Source organism: Aquabacterium sp. (assembly GCF_044226965.1).
Classification (GTDB): domain Bacteria; phylum Pseudomonadota; class Gammaproteobacteria; order Burkholderiales; family Burkholderiaceae_C; genus Pseudaquabacterium.
The window spans coordinates 55,137-74,884 of record NZ_JBGAGA010000025.1 but is presented as its reverse complement, the minus strand read 5'-3'; the positions used below and the strand labels follow the sequence as shown (position 1 = coordinate 74,884).

The window sequence follows — 19,748 nt, the reverse complement described above, 5'->3', positions numbered from 1 at the left end:
AGCCCTTCTGCGTGACCATCGACGACCGCGCGCAGGACTACCTGCCGCACCTGTTCGGCCCGCGCGGCTACGTGCGCGTGCAGCGGCCGCAGCAGCTGCCGGAGAAGCTGGCGCGGGTGTACGCCACGCTGGCGCGCTGAAATCGGGAGTGCGTGTCAGTCGCGCCGGATTCCGGCCGCCAGGCCGGCCTGCTGCGCCACCAGCTTCTCGTGCAGCCCCACCACGCCGCCGACCACGATCACCGCCGGCGGCTTGACCTGGTGCACCAGCGCCAGCGTTGGCAGGGTCGCCAGCGTGCCGCTGACCACGCGCTGGTCGGGGCGCGTGGCGCGCTCCACCGTCGCGGCGGGCGTGTCGGCCGGCAGGCCATGGGCGATCAGCTGCTCGCAGATCACCGGCAGTGCGGCCACGCCCATGTAGATGACCACCGTCTGGCGCGGGCGCGCCAGCAGGTCCCAGTCGAGGTCGGCCGCCTGGGCCGCGCCTTCGCCGTCCTGCGAGGCGCGCAGGTGGCCGGTGGCCAGCACCAGCGCGCAGGCATGGTCGCGGTGCGTCAGCGGCATGCCGGCCATCGCGGCGGCGCCTTGCGCGGCGCTGATGCCGGGCACCACCTCGAAGGGCACGCCGGCGGCGGCCAGCGCCTCGATTTCCTCGCCGCCGCGGCCGAAGATGAAGGGGTCGCCGCCCTTGAGCCGCAGCACCGGCCGGCCGCTGCGCGCCAGGCGCAGCATCAGCTCGATGATGGCGTCCTGGCTCAGCGTGTGGTGGCCTGATTCCTTGCCGACGTAGATGCGGTCGGCCCGCCGGGGCACCAGGTCCAGCACCTCCTTGCACACCAGGTGGTCGTACAGCACCAGGCTGGCGGCCTGCAGCGCCTTCGCGGCCTTCACGGTCAGCAGTTCGGGGTCGCCCGGGCCGGCTCCGACCAGCGTGACCTTGGCCGGCCGCGCCGCGGCCTGCAGGGCCTGGACATCGAAGCGCAGGGGTTCGTCGACGACGCTCATCGGGTGCTCGTTCGTTTTGCGTTGGCTCATTGTTCGAACGCGACGCGTGAGCGTCCTTGAACCAGTTCAAGGACGCGCGGCAACGGCCGGCGGACCATGCCGCCGCACACCCAGAGGAGTGATCGATGAGCAACCCCCGCCTGTCCCGCCTGGCCGCGCTGATGCTGGCCAGCCTGGCCCTCAGCGCCTTCGCCCAGGACAAGAAGGCCATCACGCAGCCCGAGCTGAACTACCAGGCCGGCACCTCGCCGCTGGCCAACGAGCCGATGTACCAGAGCTCGAACCCCAAGGCCCCGCCGATGACGCAGGCCGAGTTCGACCTGGCGCGCAAGACCTACTTCGAGCGCTGCGCCGGCTGCCACGGCGTGCTGCGCAAGGGCGCCACCGGCAAGCCGCTGACGCCGGACATCACCATCGGCAAGGGCACCGACTACCTGAAGGTCTTCATCGCCTACGGCTCGGCCGCCGGCATGCCGAACTGGCTGACCTCGGGCGAGATGGACGAGAAGACCGTCGACATCATGGCCCGCTACGTGCAGCAGGATCCTCCGCAGCCGCCCGAGTGGGGGCTCGAGCAGATGAAGGCGAGCTGGAAGGTCATCGTCCCGCCGGCCCAGCGGCCGACGAAGAAGATGAACAAGTACAACATCGACAACATCTTCTCGACCACGCTGCGTGACACCGGCGAAGTGGCGCTGATCGACGGCGACACCAAGCAGATCATCAACATCGTCAAGACCGGCTACGCGGTGCACATCTCGCGCCTGTCGGCTTCCGGCCGCTACCTTTTCGTGATAGGTCGCGACGCCAAGATCAACATGATCGACCTGTGGATGGAGAAGCCCGACAACGTGGCCGAGATCCGCGTCGGCCTGGAAGCACGCTCGGTGGACACCAGCAAGTACAAGGGCCCGCTGGGCGACTATTCGGACAAGTTCGCCATTGCCGGCAGCTACTGGCCGCCGCAGTACACCATCATGAAGGGCGACACGCTGGAGCCGCTGAAGATCATGGCCACCCGCGGCATGACGGTCGACAAGCAGGAATACCACCCCGAGCCGCGCGTGGCCTCGATCGTCTCGTCGCACTACAAGCCCGAGTTCGTCGTCAACGTGAAGGAGACCGGCAAGACCCTGCTGGTGGACTACTCGAACATCGACGCGCTGAAGGTCACCGAGATCGGCACCGCCCGCTTCCTGCATGACGGCGGCATGGACTCCACCGGCCGCTACTTCATGGTGGCCGCGAACCAGAGCAACAAGATCGCCGCGGTCGACCTGAAGGAAGGCAAGCTCGCGGCGTTGATCGACGTGGGCAAGATCCCGCACCCGGGCCGCGGCGCCAACTTCGTGCACCCGAAGTTCGGCCCCGTGTGGAGCACCGGCCACCTGGGCGACGAGAGCATCTCGCTGATCGGCACCGACCCGGTCAAGCACAAGGACTACGCGTTCAAGAAGGTCGCCGAGCTGAAGGGCCAGGGTGGCGGGGCACTGTTCATCAAGAGCCACCCGAAGAGCCAGCACCTGTACTCGGACACGCCGCTGAACCCCGATCCGAAGATCTCGCAGTCGGTGGCGGTGTACGACATCAAGAACCTGGACAAGGGCTACACCGTGCTGCCCATCGCAGACTGGGCGGGCCTGAAGGACGACGGCGCCAAGCGCGTGGTGCAGCCTGAGTTCAACAAGGCCGGCGACGAGGTGTGGTTCGCGGTCTGGTCGGCCAAGAACAAGGAGAGCGCGCTGGTCGTCGTCGACGACAAGACGCTGAAGCTCAAGGCCGTGATCAAGGACCCGCGCCTGATCACGCCCACCGGGCACTTCAACGTGTTCAACACCCAGCACGACATCTACTGACCGGAGGGCCGCCGCATGAAACTCGCATTCACGATCGCCGCGGCCCTGGCACTGGCCTCGGCCGGCGCCTGGGCCAACCCGGAAGAGGCGATGACCAAGGCCGGCTGCATGGCCTGCCACACCAAGGACAAGAAGCTGGTCGGGCCGGCCTTCAAGGACATCGCCGCCAAGTACAAGGGCCAGGACGTGCTGGCCAAGCTGACCGAGAAGGTCCGCAAGGGCGGCGCCGGCAGCTTCGGCCCGGTGCCGATGGCGCCGAACCCGCCCGACAAGATCAACGACGCGGACCTGAAGGCCGCGGTCGAGCTGATCCTGAAGAGCTGAAGGCCATGGACCGCCGGGCCATCCTTGCCGCGCTGCTGCTGGGCCTGGTCACGCCGATCGGCGCGCAGACGCTGACGCCGCAGCGCGAAGGGCAGCTGGTGCGCATGGTGCGGCAGGACTGCGGGTCCTGCCACGGCATGCGCCTGACCGGCGGCCTGGGGCCGGCGCTGACGCCCGAGGCGCTGGCCGACAAGCCGGTGGACGCGCTGGCGGCCACCATCTTCCACGGCCGGCCCGGCACCCCGATGCCGGGCTGGCGCGCGATGCTGAGCGAAGCCGACGCGCGCTGGATCGCCGAGCGCCTGGCGGCCGGCTTCCCTGACGAACAAAGGACGCGGCCATGACGCAAGGCCGACTGCCGCGCCGCGGCTGGCTCGGGCTGATGGCCGGCGCCGCCGCGGCTCCGCTGCTGGGCGGCTGCGCGGCCGCGCCGGCTTCGGTTGCGGCCACCGCAGCGCCTGCCGCCGCGCCGATGCCCGATTCAAGCGCCCAGCCGATCGCCGGCACCGGCGACCTGGGCGTGGTGATCGAGCGCGCCCGCGGCACGCTGGCACTGGTGAACACCAGCACGCGCACGCTGCTGGCCGAGGTGCCGGGGCTGGGCGACCTGTCGCATGCCTCGGTGGTGTTCTCGCGCGATGGCGCGAACGCCTACGTCTTCGGCCGCGACGGTGGCCTCACGAAGGTCAACCTGCCGGCGCAGCGCATCACGGCGCGGGTGATGCAGGCCGGCAACTCGATCGGCGGCGCGATCTCGGCCGACGGCACGCTGGTGGCGGCGCAGAACTACACGCCCGGCGGCGTGCGCGTGTTCGACGCGCGCACGCTGGCCCCGGTGGCCGACATTCCGGCCGAATTCGCGCCCGGCCAGCGCTCGCGCGTGGTCGGCCTGGTCGACCTGCCGGGCCGGCGCTTCGCGTTCAGCCTGTTCGATGCCGACGCGATCTGGATCGCCGACCTGTCGCAGGACGCGAGCCGGCCGCAGATAACCAAGCTCGAAGGCGTGGGCCGCCAGCCCTACGACGCGCTGGTCACGCCCGATGGACGCTATTACATCGCCGGCCTGTTCGGTATCGACGGGCTCGCGCTGGTCGACCTGTGGCAGCCGCAGCCCCGCGTGCGCCGCATCCTCGCCGGCTATGGCCGTGGCGAGCAGCCGCTGCCGGTCTACAAGATGCCGCACCTGCGCGGCTGGGCCGTGGCCGGCCGCCATGCCTACCTGCCGGCCGTGGGCCGCCACGAGGTGCTGGTGGTCGACACCGAGACCTGGCAGGAAGTGGCGCGCATCCCGGTGGCCGGGCAGCCGGTGTTCGTGATCGCGCGACCGGACGGGCGCCAGGTGTGGGTGAACTTCGCGGTGCCCGACTACCACCGCGTGCAGGTGATCGACACGCTGGAACGCCAGGTGGTGCGCACGCTCGAGCCCGGCCATGCGGTGCTGCACATGGAATTCACGCCGCGTGGCGAAGCGGTGTGGATCAGCCAGCGGGATTCCAACCGCGTCAGCGTGCTCGACACGCAGCGCTTCGCCACGCTGGCCGAACTGCCGATGGATTCGCCCAGCGGCATCTTCTTCACCGCGCGGGCCGCGCGGCTGGGCTTCTGACGGAGAGCCGCGATGCGCATCGCCCCCGACGATTGGCGCCATGCCCTGCTCAACCGCTGGCAGCGCGACTTTCCGCTCGAGCGCGCGCCCTTTGCCCGCATCGGCAGCGCGCTGGGTCGCAGCGAAGACGAGGTGCTGGACGCCTGTCGTGCGCTGCAGCAGGGTGGGGCGCTCAGCCGCATCGGCGGCATCTTCGCGGCCGGCGCCGGCGGTGCCGCGCTGCTGGCCGCGATGGCGGTGCCGGCGGCGCGGCTGGAAGCGGTGGCGGCGCTGGTCTCGGCGCACCCGGGCGTCAACCACAACTACGAGCGCGAGCACCGCTTCAACCTCTGGTTCGTGGTCACCGGCCGCGACGGCGCGGCGCTGGAGCGCGTGCTGCGCAGCCTGGAACAGGCCACCGGCCTGGCCGCGCTGCGGCTGCCGATGCTGCGCGCCTACCGCATCGACCTGGGCTTCGACCTGCAGCGGCCGCTGGCCCCCGCGCGGGTGCGCCGCAGCGCCAGCGGCGCGGACCTCAGCCTGGCAGCGTCCGACTGGCCGCTGGCCGCGCTGGTGGAAGACGGCCTGCCGCTGCTGGCGCGGCCCTTCGATGCCTGGGCCCAGGCGCTGGGCCGCCCGCCGCAGGCGGTGATTGATGCGCTGGCCGGCTGGCTGGCCGCCGGAGCGCTGCGGCGCTTCGGCTGCATCGTGCGGCACCACGAACTGGGCTTCGCGGCCAATGCGATGACGGTGTTCGACGTGCCCAATGCGCTGGTCGATGCCTGCGGCGCCGCGCTGGCCCAGGTGCCGGGCGTCACGCTGGCCTATCGCCGCGAACGAGCGGCCGGCTGGCCCTACAACCTGTACTGCATGGTGCATGGCCGCGAGCGCGCCGAGGTGCTGGCCGTGCTGCGGCAGGCCGTGCCGCGCTGCGGGCTGGCCGGCGTGCCGCAGGCGGTGCTGTTCTCGCGCCGCCGCTTCAAGCAGACCGGCGCCTGGCGCTTCCGCGAACTGCCGGCCGGCGCGCCGGCACCGCACACCGAGGGCCGCCATGTCGCCGCGTGACGCCTGGCTCGGCGCCGTGTCGGACGCGCTGCTGATCGAGCGCCTGCACGGCGGCCTGCCGCTGGTGGACCGGCCCTTCGCCGCGGTGGCCGCCGAGCTGGGCCTGGGCGAGGATGCGCTGATCGAGCGCCTGCGCCTGCTGCTGTCGCAGGGGCTGCTCAGCCGCTTCGGCCCACTGTTCCAGATCGAGCGGGCCGGCGGGCTGTTCGTGCTGGCCGCGCTGGCCGTGCCGGATGCGCGTTATGACGCGGTGACCGCCCAGGTCAACGCCCATCCCGAGGTGGCCCACAACTACCGGCGCGAGCATGCCTGGAACATGTGGTTCGTCGTGGCGGTCGAGCAGCCGGCCGAGGCCGATGCGGTGCTGGCCGCCATCGAGGCCGAGACCGGCCTGCCCGTGCTGGCGCTGCCGAAGGAGCGCGAATACTTCGTCGAGCTGCGGTTGCCGCTGTCCGGCCGGCCCTTGCCGGCGCCGCCCCGGCCGGCGCCGGCGCCCGCGGTGCCGCAACCGCTGGACGAGTTCGACCGCGCGCTGATCGCCGCCACGCAGGGCGGCCTGCCGCTGGTGGCGCGGCCCTACGAGGCGGTGGGCGCGATGCTCGGCGAAACCGGCGAGCGCGTGCGCGAACGCCTGGGCCAGATGCTGGCGCAGGGCCTGGTGCGGCGTATCGGTGCGGTGCCCAACCACTACCGGCTGGGCTTCGTGGCCAACGGCATGTCGGTGTGGGACGTCGACGACGCGCAGGTCGACCGCCTCGGCGCGGCCGTGGGCGCGCTGCCTCGACCGCCTCGGCGCGGCCGTGGGCGCGCTGCCCGGCGTCAGCCACTGCTACCGCCGCCCGCGCCGATTGCCCGGCTGGCGCTACAACCTGTTCGCCATGCTGCATGGCCGCTCGCGGGCCGAGGTGGCTTCGCAGGCGCGCCACATCGAACGCCTGCTCGGCCCCGCCTGCCACGGCCACGAGATCCTGTACTCCAGCGCGATCCTGAAGAAGACCGGGCTGCGCCTGAAGGAGACCTGAACGATGTTTCGCATCAGCCAGTACCTGCGCGAGCTGGCGCAGGCCGAGCGCGAGGGGACCTACCCGCAGCCATCGCGGCGCGGTGCTGCCGCCGCGGCGCCGCCTGGACCGGTGGTGATCTGGAACCTGATCCGGCGCTGCAACCTCACCTGCAAGCACTGCTACGCGCTGTCGGCCGACCACGAGTACGAAGGCGAGCTGAGCACCGCCGAAGTGTTCACGGTGATGGACGACCTGCGCGGCTTCGGCGTGCCGGTGCTGATCCTCTCCGGCGGCGAACCGCTGATGCGGCCCGACCTGTTCGAGATCGCCGCGCGGGCACGGCAGCAGGGCTTCTACGTCGGCCTGTCGACCAACGGCACGCTGATCGACGAGCCCATGGCCGACCGCGTGGCGCAGGCCGGCTTCGACTACGTCGGCATCAGCCTGGACGGCATGGGCGCCACGCACGACCGCTTCCGCCGGCTGGACGGCGCGTTCGAGCTCAGCCTGGCCGCGATGCGACGGCTGCATGCCCGCGGCGTGAAGCTGGGCCTGCGCTACACGATGACGGCGATGAACGCGCAGGACCTGCCGCCGCTGCTGCAGCTGATGCGCGACGAAGGCGTGGACAAGTTCTACTTCTCGCACCTGAACTACGCCGGGCGCGGCAACATCCACCGCGCGCAGGACGCGCGCTTCGCCGCCACCCGCGCGGCGCTGGACCTGCTGTTTGCCCGTGCGCTGGCCGCGGCGCGCGAAGGGCGGGCCGAGGAATACGTCACCGGCAACAACGATGCCGACGGACCCTACCTGCTGCAATGGTTGGCCCAACATGAGCCGGACTTGCACCGCCGCTTCGGCGCCGCACTGCGCGCGCGCCTGGTGGCCTGGGGCGGCAATGCCTCCGGCGTGGGCGTGGCCAACATCGACAACCTGGGCGAAGTGCACCCCGACACGATGTGGTGGCACCACGCGCTGGGCAACGTGCGGCAGCGGCCGTTCTCGGCGATCTGGCGCGATGTGTCCGACCCGCTGATGAAGGGCCTGAAGCAGCGGCCGCGGCCGGTGGGCGGGCGCTGCGCGGCCTGCCGGCATTTCGACATCTGCGGCGGCAACACCCGCGTGCGGGCCGAGCAGATCACCGGCAATCCCTGGGCCGAGGATCCTGGCTGCTATCTCGACGACGACGAGATCGGCCTGTGTGCCACGCAGCCGGCCACCCGGGTGGTGGTGACGCCGTTCACCGGCCGGACCGCCGGCCGCCGCCGCGTGCCGATCATCGCCGCGGAGGACCTGTGATGGCGCTGCGTCACGCGTTGGGGCTGCTGCTGGCGACACTGCTGCAGCCGGCCTTCGCCGCCGAACCGGCCGACGCGCCGGCGCTGTTCCAGCAACAGTGCGCCAGCTGCCATGGCGTGCAGCGCACCGGTGCGATGGGTCCCGCGCTGCTGCCCGAAAGCCTGGAGCGGCTGCGCCGGCCCGAGGCCGTGAAGACGATCACCTACGGCCGCCCGGCCACGCAGATGCCGGGCTTCGGCCAGACCCTGTCGGCCGACGAGATCAGCGCGCTGGCGCAGTGGATCTACACCCCGGTGAGTCCGGCCCCGCGCTGGGGCGAGGACGAGATCCGCGCCTCGCGCACCGAAACCCCCGGCTGGCGCGACTGGCCGGCCAGGCCGGTGTGGCGCGCCGACCCGATGAACCTGTTCGTGGTGGTGGAGGGCGGTGACCACCATGTCTCGCTGGTCGACGGCGACCGCTTCGAGCGCATCCACCGCTTCGCCAGCCGCTATGCGCTGCACGGCGGTCCGAAGTTCTCGCCCGACGGGCGCTACGTGTACTTCGGCTCGCGCGACGGCTGGATCACCCAGTACGACCTGTGGAACCTGAAGGTGGTGGCCGAGGTGCGCGCTGGCCTGAACATGCGCAACGTCGCGGTGTCGGCCGACGGTCGCTGGGTGATGGCCGCCAACTACCTGCCGCGCACCGTGGTGCTGTTCGACAGCAGCCTGCAGCTGCAGCGCAGCTACCCGGCGCAGACGCTGGACGGCAGCCGCAGCTCGCGCGTCTCGGCGGTGTACGACGCGGCGCCGCGCAAGAGCTTCGTCGTCGCGATGAAGGACATCCCCGAGCTGTGGGAGATCTCCTACGACCCGCAGGCCGAGCCCATCCGCGACGGCCTGGTGCACGACTACCGGATGAGCGAGGCGATCAGCAAGCCCGGCTACCTGGGCGTGCGCCGCACGGTGCTGGAAGAGCCGCTGGACGACTTCTTCTTCGACCAGGGCTACCGCCAGGTGCTGGGCGCCACGCGGCCGCGCAACGACGGCCAGGCCAGCGCGCAGGTGGTGAACCTGGACATCCGCCGCAAGATCGCCGACCTGCCGCTGGCCGGCATGCCGCACCTGGGCTCGGGCATCACCTTCGCGTCGCAGGGCACCACGGTGCTGGCCAGCCCCAACCTGCAGGGCGGCACGCTGGACGTGATCGACATGAAGACCTGGAAGCCGCTGCGCAGCATCCCGGTGCCGGGGCCGGGCTTCTTCCTGCGCAGCCACGAGGCCAGCCGCTATGCGTGGACCGATTCGATGATGAGCCCGACCGCGAAGGACACGCTGACCATCATCGACAAGGCCACGCTCGAACCGGTGGCCCAGGTGCGTGAGCCCGGCAAGACCCTGGCGCACATCGAGTTCACGAAGGACGGCCGCTACGCGCTGGCCAGCGTGTGGGAGATGGACGGCGCGCTGATCGTCTACGACGCCGCCACTTTCAAGGAAGTGAAGCGCCTGCCGATGAGCAAGCCGGTCGGCAAGTACAACGTCTGGAACAAGATCAGCCGTTCGGAAGGCACCTCGCACTGAGCGCCGCGCGCGGCGCTCAGGCCGGCTGGTAGCCCGGCCCGTCACCCAGGCACACGCCGATGTCGCGCGCGCACTGCAGCAGCGCATCGTCCATCGCCACGCGGCGGTTGCCGCCGGCCACCGCCGCCAGCGCCACGCTGCCGATGCGGCCCTGCTCGTGCGCGACCATGCGGCCCCAGCCGCCCTCGCGCACCAGCGCGGCGGCGGCGTTGCCATAGTGGGTGGCCAGCACGCGGTCGGCCGCGGTGGGCGTGCCGCCGCGCTGCACATGGCCGAGCACGGTGGCGCGTACTTCACTGGTCAGCACGGCCTGCAGCTGCTGGCACAGCACCTGCGACACGCCGCCCAGGCGCTCGGGTTCGGGCGCACCTTCCACCCGCGCCTGCAGCGTCCGCTGCCCGCCGCGCGGCTTGGCGCCTTCGGCCACGCAGATCACCGTGAAGCGCTGGCGTGCCGCGCGCGCACGGCACAGCGCGGCGATGGCCTCGATGTCGTAGTCGATCTCGGGCAGCAGGATCGCGTCGGCGCCGCCGGCGATGCCGGCTTCCAGCGCCAGCCAGCCGGCATTGCGGCCCATGGTCTCCACCAGCATCACGCGGCCGTGGCTCTGCGCGGTGGTCTGCACATGGTCCAGCGCCTCGGTGATGGTGGCCACCGCGGTGTCGAAGCCGAAGCTGCGCTCGACATGCGGGATGTCGTTGTCGATGGTCTTGGGCACGCCGATGGACGGCAAGCCATGGCGGTGTAGCGCGTCGGCGATGGCCATCGTGCCGTCGCCGCCCACTGCCACCACGCCGTCCAGGCCCCAGGCGCGGGCCTGGGCCAGCACCTCGTCGCGCCGGTCGTGGCCCTCGTGCGCCAGCGGGCTGACGCGGTTGGTGGTGCCCAGCAGCGTGCCGCCCAGCGCAACGATGCCGCTCACCGCGCGCCAGTCCAGTGGCCGGGCGCGGCCCTCGATCAGGCCCAGGTAGCCGTCCTCGATGCCCAGCACCTCGGCGCCACACTGGTGGATCAGCGACTTGGTCAGCGCGCGCAGCACCGCGTTCAGGCCCGGCGCGTCGCCGCCGCCGGTAAGCAGTCCGATCTTCATGGCGCCATGGTGCCGCATCCTGCGCGCGCCGGCGCGGCGTTGGCTCAACAAGGCCCGCGGCGCGCGGCCGGGCCGGCCTGCCCGTACAGTCGCGGCTCGCATGACGCAACTGCCGCCGCCACCGCCGCAACCGATCAGCCTGGGCCAGGCCCTGCAGCAGGCCGCGGCCGCGCTCGGCCGGGGCGACGCCCGCAGCGCCGAAGCGCTGTGCCGCCGCGTGCTGCAGCTGCGGCCGGCGCTGTTCGAGGCGCAGTACCTGCTGGGCCACGCGCTGGCGCAGGCCGGCCAGCCGGCGCAGGCCGAGCAGGTGCTGGTGCAGGCCATGGGCCAGCGGCCGAACGAGCCGGTGCTGCTGGCCGAGCATGCCGCGCTGCTGCTGCGCCTGGGCCGCCCGGCCGAGGCGCTGGCGCAGCTGGAGGCCGCGGGCGCGCTGGCGCCGCTGTCGGCGGAGTCGCAGTTCCGCCGCGGCAATGCGCTGAAGGCGCTGGGCCGCCACGCCGAAGCGGTGGCCGCCTACGACCTGGCGCTGCAGGCCCGGCCCGGCTATGCCGAGGCCCTGTGCAACCGCGGCAACGCGCTGCTGGCGCTGGGCCGGCCGGCCGAGGCCGTGGCCAGCCAGGAGGCGGCGCTGCAGCTGGCGCCCGGCATGGCCGCCGCGCAGCTCAGCCGCGGCGTGGCGCTGCTGGCGGCGGGCCGCCATGCGGCGGCAGTGCTGGCCTTCGAACGCCTGGTGGCGCGCGACCCCTCGCAGCCCGAGCCGCACCGCCACCTCGGCGACGCGCTGCTCGGCCTGGGCCGCGCCGAGGAGGCCATGCGCAGCTATGGCCGCGCGCTGGCGCTGCGCCCGAGCGACGCGCTGGCGCTATGCCACCGCGCGGAGGCTTGGCGCCGCCTGCACCGGCCCGACGAGGCGCAGGCCGACGCGCACCAGGCCGTGGCGCTGGCGCCCGAGCTGGCCGAGACGCACCATGTGCTGGGCAACGTGCTGCAGGACCGCGGCGAGCTGGCCGCTTCCATCGCCTGCTATGACCGGGCGCTGGCGCGCGACCCCGGCCTGGCCGAGGCCCACTACAACGCCGCCAATGCCCTGCGCCTGGCCGAACGCCCGGACGAGGCGATTGAACGTTATGACCAGGCGTTGCGGCTGGCGCCCGGGCACCTGGACGCCTGGCTCGACCGCGGCACCACGCTGCATCGCATGAACCGCCCGGCCGAGGCCATCGCCTGCTTCGAGCGGGTGATCGCCGCCAGGCCCGCGCATGCCGAGGCGCACGTGAACCTCGGCTACTGCCACCTGATGCAGGGCGACTGGGCCGCCGGCTGGCCGCAGTACGAGTGGCGGCTGCAGACGGCGGACTTCCGCGCCGCGGCGCGCGACTTCGGCGTGCCGCGCTGGACCGGCACCGAGCCGCTGGCCGGCCGCACGATCCTGCTGCATGCCGAGCAGGGCCTGGGCGACGCCATCCAGTTCAGCCGTTTCGCCGCGCCGCTGGCCGCGCAGGGCGCGCGCGTGGTGCTGGAAGTGCCGGCGCCGCTGCAGCGCCTGCTGGCCGGCGCGCCCGGCGTGGCGCAGTGCGTGGCGCGTGGCGACGCGCTGCCGCCGCTGGACTGCCACTGCCCGCTGATGAGCCTGCCGCTGGCGCTGGGCACCACGCCGCAGACGGTGCCTTCGCCGGCCGGCTACCTGCAGGCCGCGCCGGCGCTGGTGGCGTCATGGCAGCAGCGCCTGGGCCCGCGCCAGCGGCCGCGCCTGGGCCTGATGTGGGCCGGCGGCGACAACCCGAAGCTGCTGCACCGCAGCCTGCCGCTGGCCCAGGCCGTGACGCTGCTGGGGGCGGGCTGGGAGGTCATCAGCCTGCAGAAGGACCTGCGGGCGGCCGATGCCGCTTCGCTGGCGCAGTGGTCGTCGGTGCCGGGCGGGCCCGCGCTGCGCCACTTCGGCGCCGAGCAGCAGGACCTGGCCGATGCCGCGGCGCTGGTGGCCGCGGTGGACCTGGTGGTGAGCGTGGACACCAGCATCGCGCACCTGGCCGGCGCGCTGGGCAAGCCGGTGTGGGTGCTGCTGCCGCATGCGGCCGACTGGCGCTGGCTGATGGACCGCGACGACAGCCCCTGGTACGCCAGCGCGCGGCTGTACCGCCAGCCGCGGCCGGGCGACTGGGCCACGGTGCTGCAGCAGGTGCGCCGCGACCTCGCGTCGTGAGCCGGCCGCGTCGCGCTGCGGCTCCACAGCCGGGGGGACGGGCGCGTCGAAGGTCACTTGCTGCCGAGGGGCGCGGCGCCCACATTGGCGACATCGGCCCCGCACCGGGGTCGCGCAGGAGCAGTCACCATGGCATTGAAGTCGCCACGCTTCGCATCGAATCGGCAACTGCAGCAGGCAGCTGTCAATTCCCCGTCGATCATGCGCAACACGGTCGGCCCCCACGTCGCGATCCTGCAGCAGGCCTTCATCGACCTGGGCATGGACATGAATCTCTCCACGAAGAAGGGGCCGCCGGACGGCATCTTCGGCGGCGAGACCGAAAGCCGTGTCTGGCAGTTCCAGGCCCGCACCGGGCTGGTCCGCGACGGCATCGTCGGCCACGGCACGATGACCAAGCTCGACGAGCTGCTGCCCACGCTCGGCCCGCCGCCGCGGCCGCTACCTCCCATCGTGATGAGCCACAAGCTCAACGTGCACATGCGCTCGATCGCGATGCCGGCGGTGCCCGAGTTCACGCAGCTGAAGGTGATGCAGGACGTGTTCGCGCAGTACGGCATCCAGGTGGTCAACCTGAGCGGCCAGAGCGTGGGCCTGAAGGCCAACGAGCAGCTGGCGCTGACGGTGGTCGATGGCGATTGCCAATGGGACCAGGTGTCCGACGAGCAGCGCCTGCTGGAAACCTCGGGCAGCAAGCAGTTCGTCGGCCCGAACGATGTCACCGTCTACTTCGCCACCGTGCTGCGCGAGAAGAACGGCAAGACCCTGCAGGGCTGCGCCGGGCACCCGCCCAGCCAGCCGGCGGTGATGATCGCCTCGACCGCCGTCGACAAGACCACGATGGCGCACGAGGTGTGCCACGTGCTGCTGGGCTCGAGCTTCGCGCCGGTGCACGTGAACGAGGACGCGAACCTGATGTGCGCCGCGCCGGTGTGCACCGGCAACCCGGCCTTCCTGGGCGTGGCGCAGCTCAACCGCATCTTCGCCAGCAAGTGCCTGGTGAAGATTGCCTGAGCGGCCGGTCTACACCGGCGCGCCCGGCCGCAGGCCGGCTTCGGCCGCGGCGCCACCCGTCAACGGCGGGTGCGTGACGATGGATCGCAGCTCGGGCCGCGGTGCCTGCAGCGCACCCAGGTCCGGCCGCGGCCGCGCCAGCGTGGGATCGCCGGCGAACAGCTGTTCCACCGCCAGCGCGGCCGAGAGCAGCGCCGCATCGCCGCGCAGCCGGCCGATCATCTGCAGCCCGAAAGGCATGCCGTGCTCGTCGCGCCCGCAGGGCAGCGAGAGCGCGGGGTTGGTCGCCAGCGTCACCACGTAGGTCAGCGCCAGCCAGTGGTAGTAGTTGCGCGTGGCCTGGCCGTCCACGCGCTCGGCATACAACTGCGTCCACGGGAACGGGCTGGTCGGCGTCACTGGCGCGAGCACCAGGTCGAACTGCTCGAAGGCCTGCGCGAAGCGGCGCGCCAGGCGCGTCTGCGCCAGGTGCGCCCAGGCCCGGTCGGCCAGCGTGATGGTGGCGGCCATCTCGACATTGGCGCGTACATTGGGGCCCAGCGTTTCCGGCGCCGTGCGGTAGGTGTCGGCGAACCCGGCGACGAAGGCCTCGGCGCGCAGCACGTCGAACGCCTGGTCGGCCTCGTCCAGCGTCAGCGGCAGCGCTTCGCAGCACGCGACATGCGGGCGCAGCGCCTCGATGCGGGCGCGGAAGGTCCGGCGGATCTCGGGCTCGACCAGGCAGGTGCCGAAGTCCTCGGTGTAGCCCACGCGCAGCGTCGCCAGGTCGGCCGGCCGCAGTGCGGCATAGGCGCCGGCATCTTCGGCATACGACAGCGGGTCGCGCGCATCGAGGCCGACGCTGGCGCCCAGCAGCAGCGCGGTGTCGCTCACATTGCGTGCCATCGGCCCCAGCACCGAGATCACCGACCAGCCCAGCGGCCGCGCGTCGTTGGCCACGAGGCCAGGGGAAGGGCGCAGGCCCACCACGCCGCACAGCGCGGCCGGAATGCGCAACGAGCCGCCGGTGTCGGACCCGGTGGCGATGGGCAGCATGTCGGTGGCCAGCGCGGCGGCCGATCCACCGGAGGACCCGCCCGCGTTCAGCGTGGGATCGAAGGGATTGCCGGTGGCGCCCCACACCGGGTTGCGGGTGTTGGCGCCCGCGCCCATGTCCGGCACGTTGGTCTTGGCGGTGACGATGGCGCCGGCCGCGCGCAGCCGCGCCACCAGCGCGTTGTCCTGCGTCGGCACGTAGCCGCGCAGGCCCACGTTGCCGTAGGTGGTCAGCAGCCCGGCGGTGTCCTGCAGGTCCTTAACGCCCAGCGGCAGGCCATGCAGCGGCCCCAGCGCAGCGCCGCGCATCACCGCGGCCTCGGCCTCGCGGGCGCTGGCCAGCGCGCGCTCGAAGTCGGTGGCGGCGATGGCGTTCACCGCCGGGTTCAGCGCCTCGATGCGCGCGATGGCGGCCTGCATCAGCTCCACCGGCGAGAGCTGGCGCGCGCCGATCAGGCGGCGCAGTTCGGTGGCAGCGAGTCCGGTCAACGAATGGTCAGGGGTCATCTCAATGCTCGGTTAGGGCTTCCCAAGCGCACGCCACGGATCCGGCTCTGCCGGTCCGTCGGCGTGGCCCCCTTCGAGGGGGCAGCGCCGAAGGCGCTCCGGGGGTGGGCCATTAATCCACGGTGATGTGGGCCTTGTGGACGTAGGCGCGCAGCAAGGGCAGCTCCTTGGCCACGCGCGCTTCGTAGAAGCTGCCGGGCAGCCAGGCCACGTCGACACCGGCCTTCTCCAGCTCGGCACGGATGCCCGCGTCGGTGACGGTGGCCTTCAGTGCGTTGCCCAGGGCCTGCTGCACCGGCGCGGGCAGGCCGCGCGGCGCGACGATGGTGATCCACGGCACCATCTCGTAGCCCGGGTAGCCGGCCTCGGCAATCGTCGGCACCTGTGGCAACGAGGGCGAGCGCTGCGGCGAGGTCACGGCAATCGCCTTCACCTTGCCGGCCTGCAGCATCGGCAGCGCGGCCACGTTGGTGTCGATGCTCAGCTGCACCTGGCCGCCGATCAGGTCGGTCATCGCCGGCGCGCTGCCCTTGTACGGCACGTGCAGCAGGTCGATGCCGGCCACGACCTTGAACATCTCGCCGGCGAAGTGCGAGGTGGTGCCGGCGCCGAACGAGGCATAGCTCAGCTTGCCCGGCTGCGCCTTGGCCATGGCCACCAGGTCCTTCACGTTGTTGGCCGGCAGAGCAGGGTGGGCCAGCAGCACCAGCGGCGAGGAGCCGATCTGGCCCAGCGACTCGAAGTCCTTCAGCGCGTCGTACGGCAGCTTGGGCTTGAGCGCCGGGTTGATCGTGAAGGTGGTGTTCGAGGAGATCAGCAGCGTGTAGCCGTCCGGCGGCGCCTTGGCCACCGAGGCCGCGCCAATGGCGGTGCCGGCACCGGCGCGGTTGTCCACCACCACCGCCTGGCCCAGCCGCTGCGTCAGCCCCTTGCTGACGATGCGGGCCACCGTGTCGGTGGCGCCGCCAGGCGGGTAGGGCACCACCAGCGTCACGGGCTTGTCGGGATAACCCGCCGCATGGGCGGCCAGCGGCAGCGCGCACGCGGCCAGCAGCAGGGCGCCCAGGCGGCGGCGACACGGGAACGAAGGCAGCGACATGGCAAGGGTCCTCTCGGGCGACGGTGAATCAGCGCAGGCGCGCGGGCGAAAACAGTGCGGGGTCGACGCCGGCCTGTTGCAGCGCGGCGGGCAGCGGTGCGCCGGTGATCAGCGCGGCGGCCAGGGCCGAGGCGCCGGCCGCGCTCTGGATGCCGTAGCCGCCCTGCGCGGCGAGCCAGAAGAAGCCGGGCTCGGCGGGTTCGGCACCGATCACCAGCTCGCCGTCGGCCACGAACGAGCGCAAGCCGGCCCAGGTGCTCTCGGGCCGGCGGATCGCCAGCGTGGTGGCGGTCTGCAGCCGGTCGATGCCGATGGCGATGTCCAGCTCCTCGGGCCGCACGTCGTGCGGCACGGTGGGGTCGGCATTGGCCGGCGAGCCCAGCAGCCGGCCGGCGTCGGGCTTGAAGTACCAGCCCTCGTCGACACCGACCACCGCCGGCCAGCCCGCGATGTCCACGCCCGCCGGCGGCTGGAAGGTGAACGCGCTGCGGCGGCGCGGTTCCAGCCCGATCGGGGCGATGCCGCAGCGCCCGGCCAGCTCGTCGGCCCAGGCGCCGGCGGCATTCACCAGCGTGCCGGTGCGCAGCGGCTCGCCATCGGTGTTCGGGCCGCTCAGCTGCACGGTCCAGCGGCCGTCCTCGCGCCGCGCGGCAGCGACGGCGGCGCCGGCCTGCAGCTGCCCGCCGCGCGCGCGCAGGCCGCGCAGGAAGCCCTGGTGCAGCGCATGCACGTCGATGTCCTGTGCATCGGGGTCGAGCAGCGCACCGAGCAGGTCTTCCGCGCGCAGGCAGGGCACGCGCGCCAGCGCCTGCGCGGCATCCAGCCGCTGCAGGCGCGGGCAGTGGGGCGCGAGCTCGTCTTGCAGCTGCTGCAGCAGCGCCTGCTGCGCCTGCGTGGCCACGTACAGCGCGCCGCGCGGCGTGACCAGCGGCACGTCGGCAAAGCCGGGCGGCGGCGATTCGTAGAACGCACGGCTGGCGCGCGTCAGCGCCCGCACGCCGGGCGGGCCGTAGCTTTCCATGAACATCGCGGCCGAGCGGCCGGTGCTGTGGTAGCCGGGCTGGCTTTCGGCCTCCAGCAGCAGCACGCGGGGCGCGGCAGCGGGCGTGCCGGAAGCACCTGAAGCACCCGGGTGCACCAGCTGCCAGGCCAGCGAGGCGCCGGCGATGCCGGCACCGGCGATGACGATGTCGAATTCTCGCATTCGAGAATTCTCGCATGCGAGAATTACGGCAGACCCCGGGAAACCACGATGCCGACCACGCCATCCGCGCGCCGCCCGGCACCGCTGCGCGACCAGCGCGCCGCGGCCCGGCGCCGCCCCAGCCCCAGCACGCCGCCGGACCGCGAGCACATGGGCGCACGCCTGCGCAGCATCCGCAAGGCGCGCGGGCTCACGCTGAAGGCGCTGTCACAGCGCTCGGGCGTGCCGCTGTCCACGCTGTCGAAGATGGAGCTGGGCCAGATCTCGGTGAGCTACGAGAAGTTCGGCGCCGTGGCCCAGGCGCTGGCGGTGGACATTGCCGCGCTGTTCGACGCGCGCGCCGAGCCCGCGCCGGACACGCCGCCGCCGGTGGCGGTGCAGTCGCGCCTGGCCAGCGCGCCGAGCTACGACGAGGGCCACTACCAGTTCCGCATGCTGGCCACGGACTACCCGCAGCGCCGCATGTCGCCGGTGCACGGCACCATCCGCGCGCGCACGCTGGACCAGTTCCCCGACTACATCCGCCACGCCGGCCAGGAATACGCCATGGTGCTGAGCGGCCAGGTGCGCATCTGCTTCGAGAACGGCCAGGTGCTGGACCTGAAGCGCCACGAGTCGGCCTACTTCGACAGCAGCGTGGGCCACGTGTACCTCAGCACTGGGCGCGGGGACGCGCAGGTGCTGGTGGTGATGGCGTAGGTCCGTCAGCGGAAAACCGGCACCGCCGTGCCGGCGTCGACCGCCAGCAGTTCGGTGCGCCAGCGGGCGGGGTCCTTCCAGCCTGGGAGGCGCTGCGCTGCCATGGCGACGAAGGCATCGAAGCCGTCGACCAGCGGCGTGAGTTGAACCGTGCCGGCCGCACTGTCGACCAGCAGGCATTCGTCGGCCCCCACGATCCCCGGCACGAGAACCGCGGCGGCTTGGCGCACAGCATCCCAGCGGACGTGCATGGGTGTCATCGCCCCCTCGCCATCGCGCAGCTCCACGACAAATCCCGCTTCGGACAGCTTCACGGCAGCGACACCGGGCTCGCCCCGCCTGCCTTCCAGATAGCGCAGCACGGCCTTGTTGATCCGTTCGAACATGGCGCGCAGCCTAGCGGGTCCAGGTGAACTCGGACACGGTGGTGTACGCGGCTTCGCCGATGCTGCCGCCCAGTGCGAGGTGATGTTGCCGCGACTCAGCAAGCCATTGGCCTGGGCCTGGATGACATGGTTCATCCGGTCGTAGATCAGGCGCAGGTAGCCGTCCAGCGTCGCCGCCGGGCCCACCGACACGGCCACGTCGGCGGCAGACTTGTAGCCGGGGCTGTAGAGATACTCCTCGTCCGTACTTGCCATGTCAATGCCGCTCCTGCGGTGAAGTTCGGGCAGGCGCGAGTCTGGTTTTCGAAAGGCGAAGATCGTGGATCGAGCCGGATCAACTCCCTAGGATGACGGGCACGAGGAGAGCGTCGCAATCGACACCGCCTCACGCGTACTGCGCCATGCCCATTCCCATCGACCAGTTCTCCTTCGCCACCTCGACGATGTTCACGAACACGTCTTCGGGCCGCAGGCCGGGTCGGTCGCCCAGCAGCGCGACGATGCGCTGGTAGAGCGCCTTCTTCTGCTCCACCGTGCGGGTGTTGTTGGCGGTGATCTGGATGAACACCAGATCGTCGCTGCGGGCGACATTCAGGTAGTGCGCGCCGTAGCGGAAGTTCGCGGCTTCGTGCTCGGTGATGAGCATGAACTGGTCGTCGTCCGGCACGTTGAAGGTCTCGCGCAGCGCGCGGTACAGGCCGTCGAAGATCGCCTGGCGGTAGGCCTCGGGCTTGCCGGCGCGCATCGAGAGGTGGAGCAGGGGCATGGTGGGCTTTCGTGGATGGGATGTGCCACGATAGAAGCCGCCG

Annotated in this window: 17 protein-coding genes and 2 pseudogenes; 12 read left to right on the top strand and 7 right to left on the bottom strand. The window is 72.0% G+C overall.

Translation table 11 applies throughout. From position 1 onward, the window contains the following. Positions 1–155: 155 nt before the first annotated feature. Positions 156–1,004 (bottom strand): uroporphyrinogen-III C-methyltransferase, encoded by an 849-nt coding sequence (gene cobA, locus ACILR4_RS13505; RefSeq protein WP_395701382.1) that lies wholly within the window; start codon positions 1,002–1,004, stop codon positions 156–158. Between the two features lie 125 nt (positions 1,005–1,129). On the opposite strand from cobA, the gene ACILR4_RS13500 reads away from it, so the two are divergent. From ACILR4_RS13500 to ACILR4_RS13460, 9 genes and pseudogenes are all read left to right on the top strand, one after another. Then, positions 1,130–2,860, top strand: coding sequence for a cytochrome D1 domain-containing protein (locus ACILR4_RS13500; RefSeq protein WP_395701378.1), 1,731 nt, complete (start codon positions 1,130–1,132; stop codon positions 2,858–2,860). Positions 2,861–2,875: 15 nt separating this feature from the next. Continuing rightward, complete coding sequence (locus tag ACILR4_RS13495; protein WP_395701377.1) at positions 2,876–3,184, top strand: c-type cytochrome; 309 nt, start codon at positions 2,876–2,878, stop codon at positions 3,182–3,184. A gap of 5 nt (positions 3,185–3,189) precedes the next feature. Further along, on the top strand, positions 3,190–3,528 hold the full coding sequence (locus ACILR4_RS13490) for a c-type cytochrome (protein WP_395701376.1): 339 nt from the start codon (positions 3,190–3,192) through the stop codon (positions 3,526–3,528). Between the two features lie 11 nt (positions 3,529–3,539). Further along, complete coding sequence (locus ACILR4_RS13485; RefSeq protein WP_395701381.1) at positions 3,540–4,790, top strand: cytochrome D1 domain-containing protein; 1,251 nt, start codon at positions 3,540–3,542, stop codon at positions 4,788–4,790. 12 nt (positions 4,791–4,802) lie between these two features. Beyond that, the gene (locus ACILR4_RS13480) at positions 4,803–5,834 is read left to right on the top strand and encodes an Lrp/AsnC family transcriptional regulator (RefSeq protein ID WP_395701375.1); all 1,032 of its coding nucleotides are present in this window, start codon (positions 4,803–4,805) and stop codon (positions 5,832–5,834) included. Continuing rightward, positions 5,821–6,201, top strand: a pseudogene (locus ACILR4_RS13475) (Lrp/AsnC family transcriptional regulator); the annotation flags it as partial. The gene ACILR4_RS13480 and the pseudogene ACILR4_RS13475, both read left to right, overlap by 14 nt. 132 nt (positions 6,202–6,333) lie before the next feature. Further along, positions 6,334–6,856 (top strand): annotated as a pseudogene (locus ACILR4_RS13470) (Lrp/AsnC family transcriptional regulator). Between the two features lie 3 nt (positions 6,857–6,859). Next, entirely contained in the window at positions 6,860–8,137 is a 1,278-nt protein-coding gene (gene nirJ / locus ACILR4_RS13465) for a heme d1 biosynthesis radical SAM protein NirJ (protein ID WP_395701374.1), read from the top strand. Further along, a complete protein-coding gene (locus tag ACILR4_RS13460) occupies positions 8,137–9,702 on the top strand; it encodes a cytochrome D1 domain-containing protein (protein WP_395701373.1) in 1,566 nt (521 codons plus the stop codon). Before nirJ ends, ACILR4_RS13460 begins: the two co-directional genes overlap by 1 nt. Positions 9,703–9,718: 16 nt before the next feature. Here ACILR4_RS13460 and ACILR4_RS13455 read toward each other — a convergent pair whose 3' ends face one another. Next, positions 9,719–10,792 carry a 6-phosphofructokinase gene (locus tag ACILR4_RS13455; RefSeq protein WP_395701372.1) on the bottom strand — a complete coding sequence of 358 codons (1,074 nt, stop codon included), beginning with the start codon at positions 10,790–10,792 and terminating at the stop codon, positions 9,719–9,721. Positions 10,793–10,892: 100 nt separating this feature from the next. Between ACILR4_RS13455 and ACILR4_RS13450 the strand changes: the two genes are divergently transcribed. Both ACILR4_RS13450 and ACILR4_RS13445 read left to right on the top strand, forming a co-directional pair. Beyond that, complete coding sequence (locus tag ACILR4_RS13450; RefSeq protein ID WP_395701371.1) at positions 10,893–12,995, top strand: tetratricopeptide repeat protein; 2,103 nt, start codon at positions 10,893–10,895, stop codon at positions 12,993–12,995. A gap of 129 nt (positions 12,996–13,124) precedes the next feature. Then, positions 13,125–14,009 carry a peptidoglycan-binding protein gene (locus tag ACILR4_RS13445; protein ID WP_395701370.1) on the top strand — a complete coding sequence of 295 codons (885 nt, stop codon included), beginning with the start codon at positions 13,125–13,127 and terminating at the stop codon, positions 14,007–14,009. Positions 14,010–14,018: 9 nt separating this feature from the next. Here ACILR4_RS13445 and ACILR4_RS13440 read toward each other — a convergent pair whose 3' ends face one another. The 3 genes from ACILR4_RS13440 to ACILR4_RS13430 all read right to left on the bottom strand — a co-directional run bounded on the left by ACILR4_RS13440 (position 14,019) and on the right by ACILR4_RS13430 (position 17,854). Beyond that, positions 14,019–15,551, bottom strand: coding sequence for an amidase (locus tag ACILR4_RS13440; protein ID WP_395701369.1), 1,533 nt, complete (start codon positions 15,549–15,551; stop codon positions 14,019–14,021). A gap of 112 nt (positions 15,552–15,663) precedes the next feature. Then, positions 15,664–16,650, bottom strand: a complete 987-nt coding sequence (locus tag ACILR4_RS13435; protein WP_395701368.1) for a Bug family tripartite tricarboxylate transporter substrate binding protein — start codon at positions 16,648–16,650, stop codon at positions 15,664–15,666. A 28-nt stretch (positions 16,651–16,678) separates the two neighbouring features. Beyond that, positions 16,679–17,854 carry an NAD(P)/FAD-dependent oxidoreductase gene (locus ACILR4_RS13430; RefSeq protein ID WP_395701367.1) on the bottom strand — a complete coding sequence of 392 codons (1,176 nt, stop codon included), beginning with the start codon at positions 17,852–17,854 and terminating at the stop codon, positions 16,679–16,681. A gap of 48 nt (positions 17,855–17,902) precedes the next feature. On the opposite strand from ACILR4_RS13430, the gene ACILR4_RS13425 reads away from it, so the two are divergent. Further along, entirely contained in the window at positions 17,903–18,553 is a 651-nt protein-coding gene (locus tag ACILR4_RS13425) for a helix-turn-helix domain-containing protein (protein WP_395701366.1), read from the top strand. Between the two features lie 5 nt (positions 18,554–18,558). On the opposite strand, the gene ACILR4_RS13420 is transcribed toward ACILR4_RS13425, so the two are convergent. Together ACILR4_RS13420 and ACILR4_RS13415 are read right to left on the bottom strand one after the other, a co-directional pair. Then, positions 18,559–19,194: a hypothetical protein gene (locus ACILR4_RS13420; RefSeq protein WP_395701365.1), complete on the bottom strand. Its 636-nt coding sequence runs from the start codon at positions 19,192–19,194 to the stop codon at positions 18,559–18,561. Between the two features lie 130 nt (positions 19,195–19,324). Next, complete coding sequence (locus tag ACILR4_RS13415) at positions 19,325–19,705, bottom strand: tautomerase family protein (RefSeq protein ID WP_395701364.1); 381 nt, start codon at positions 19,703–19,705, stop codon at positions 19,325–19,327. Between the last annotated feature and the right edge of the window lie 43 nt (positions 19,706–19,748).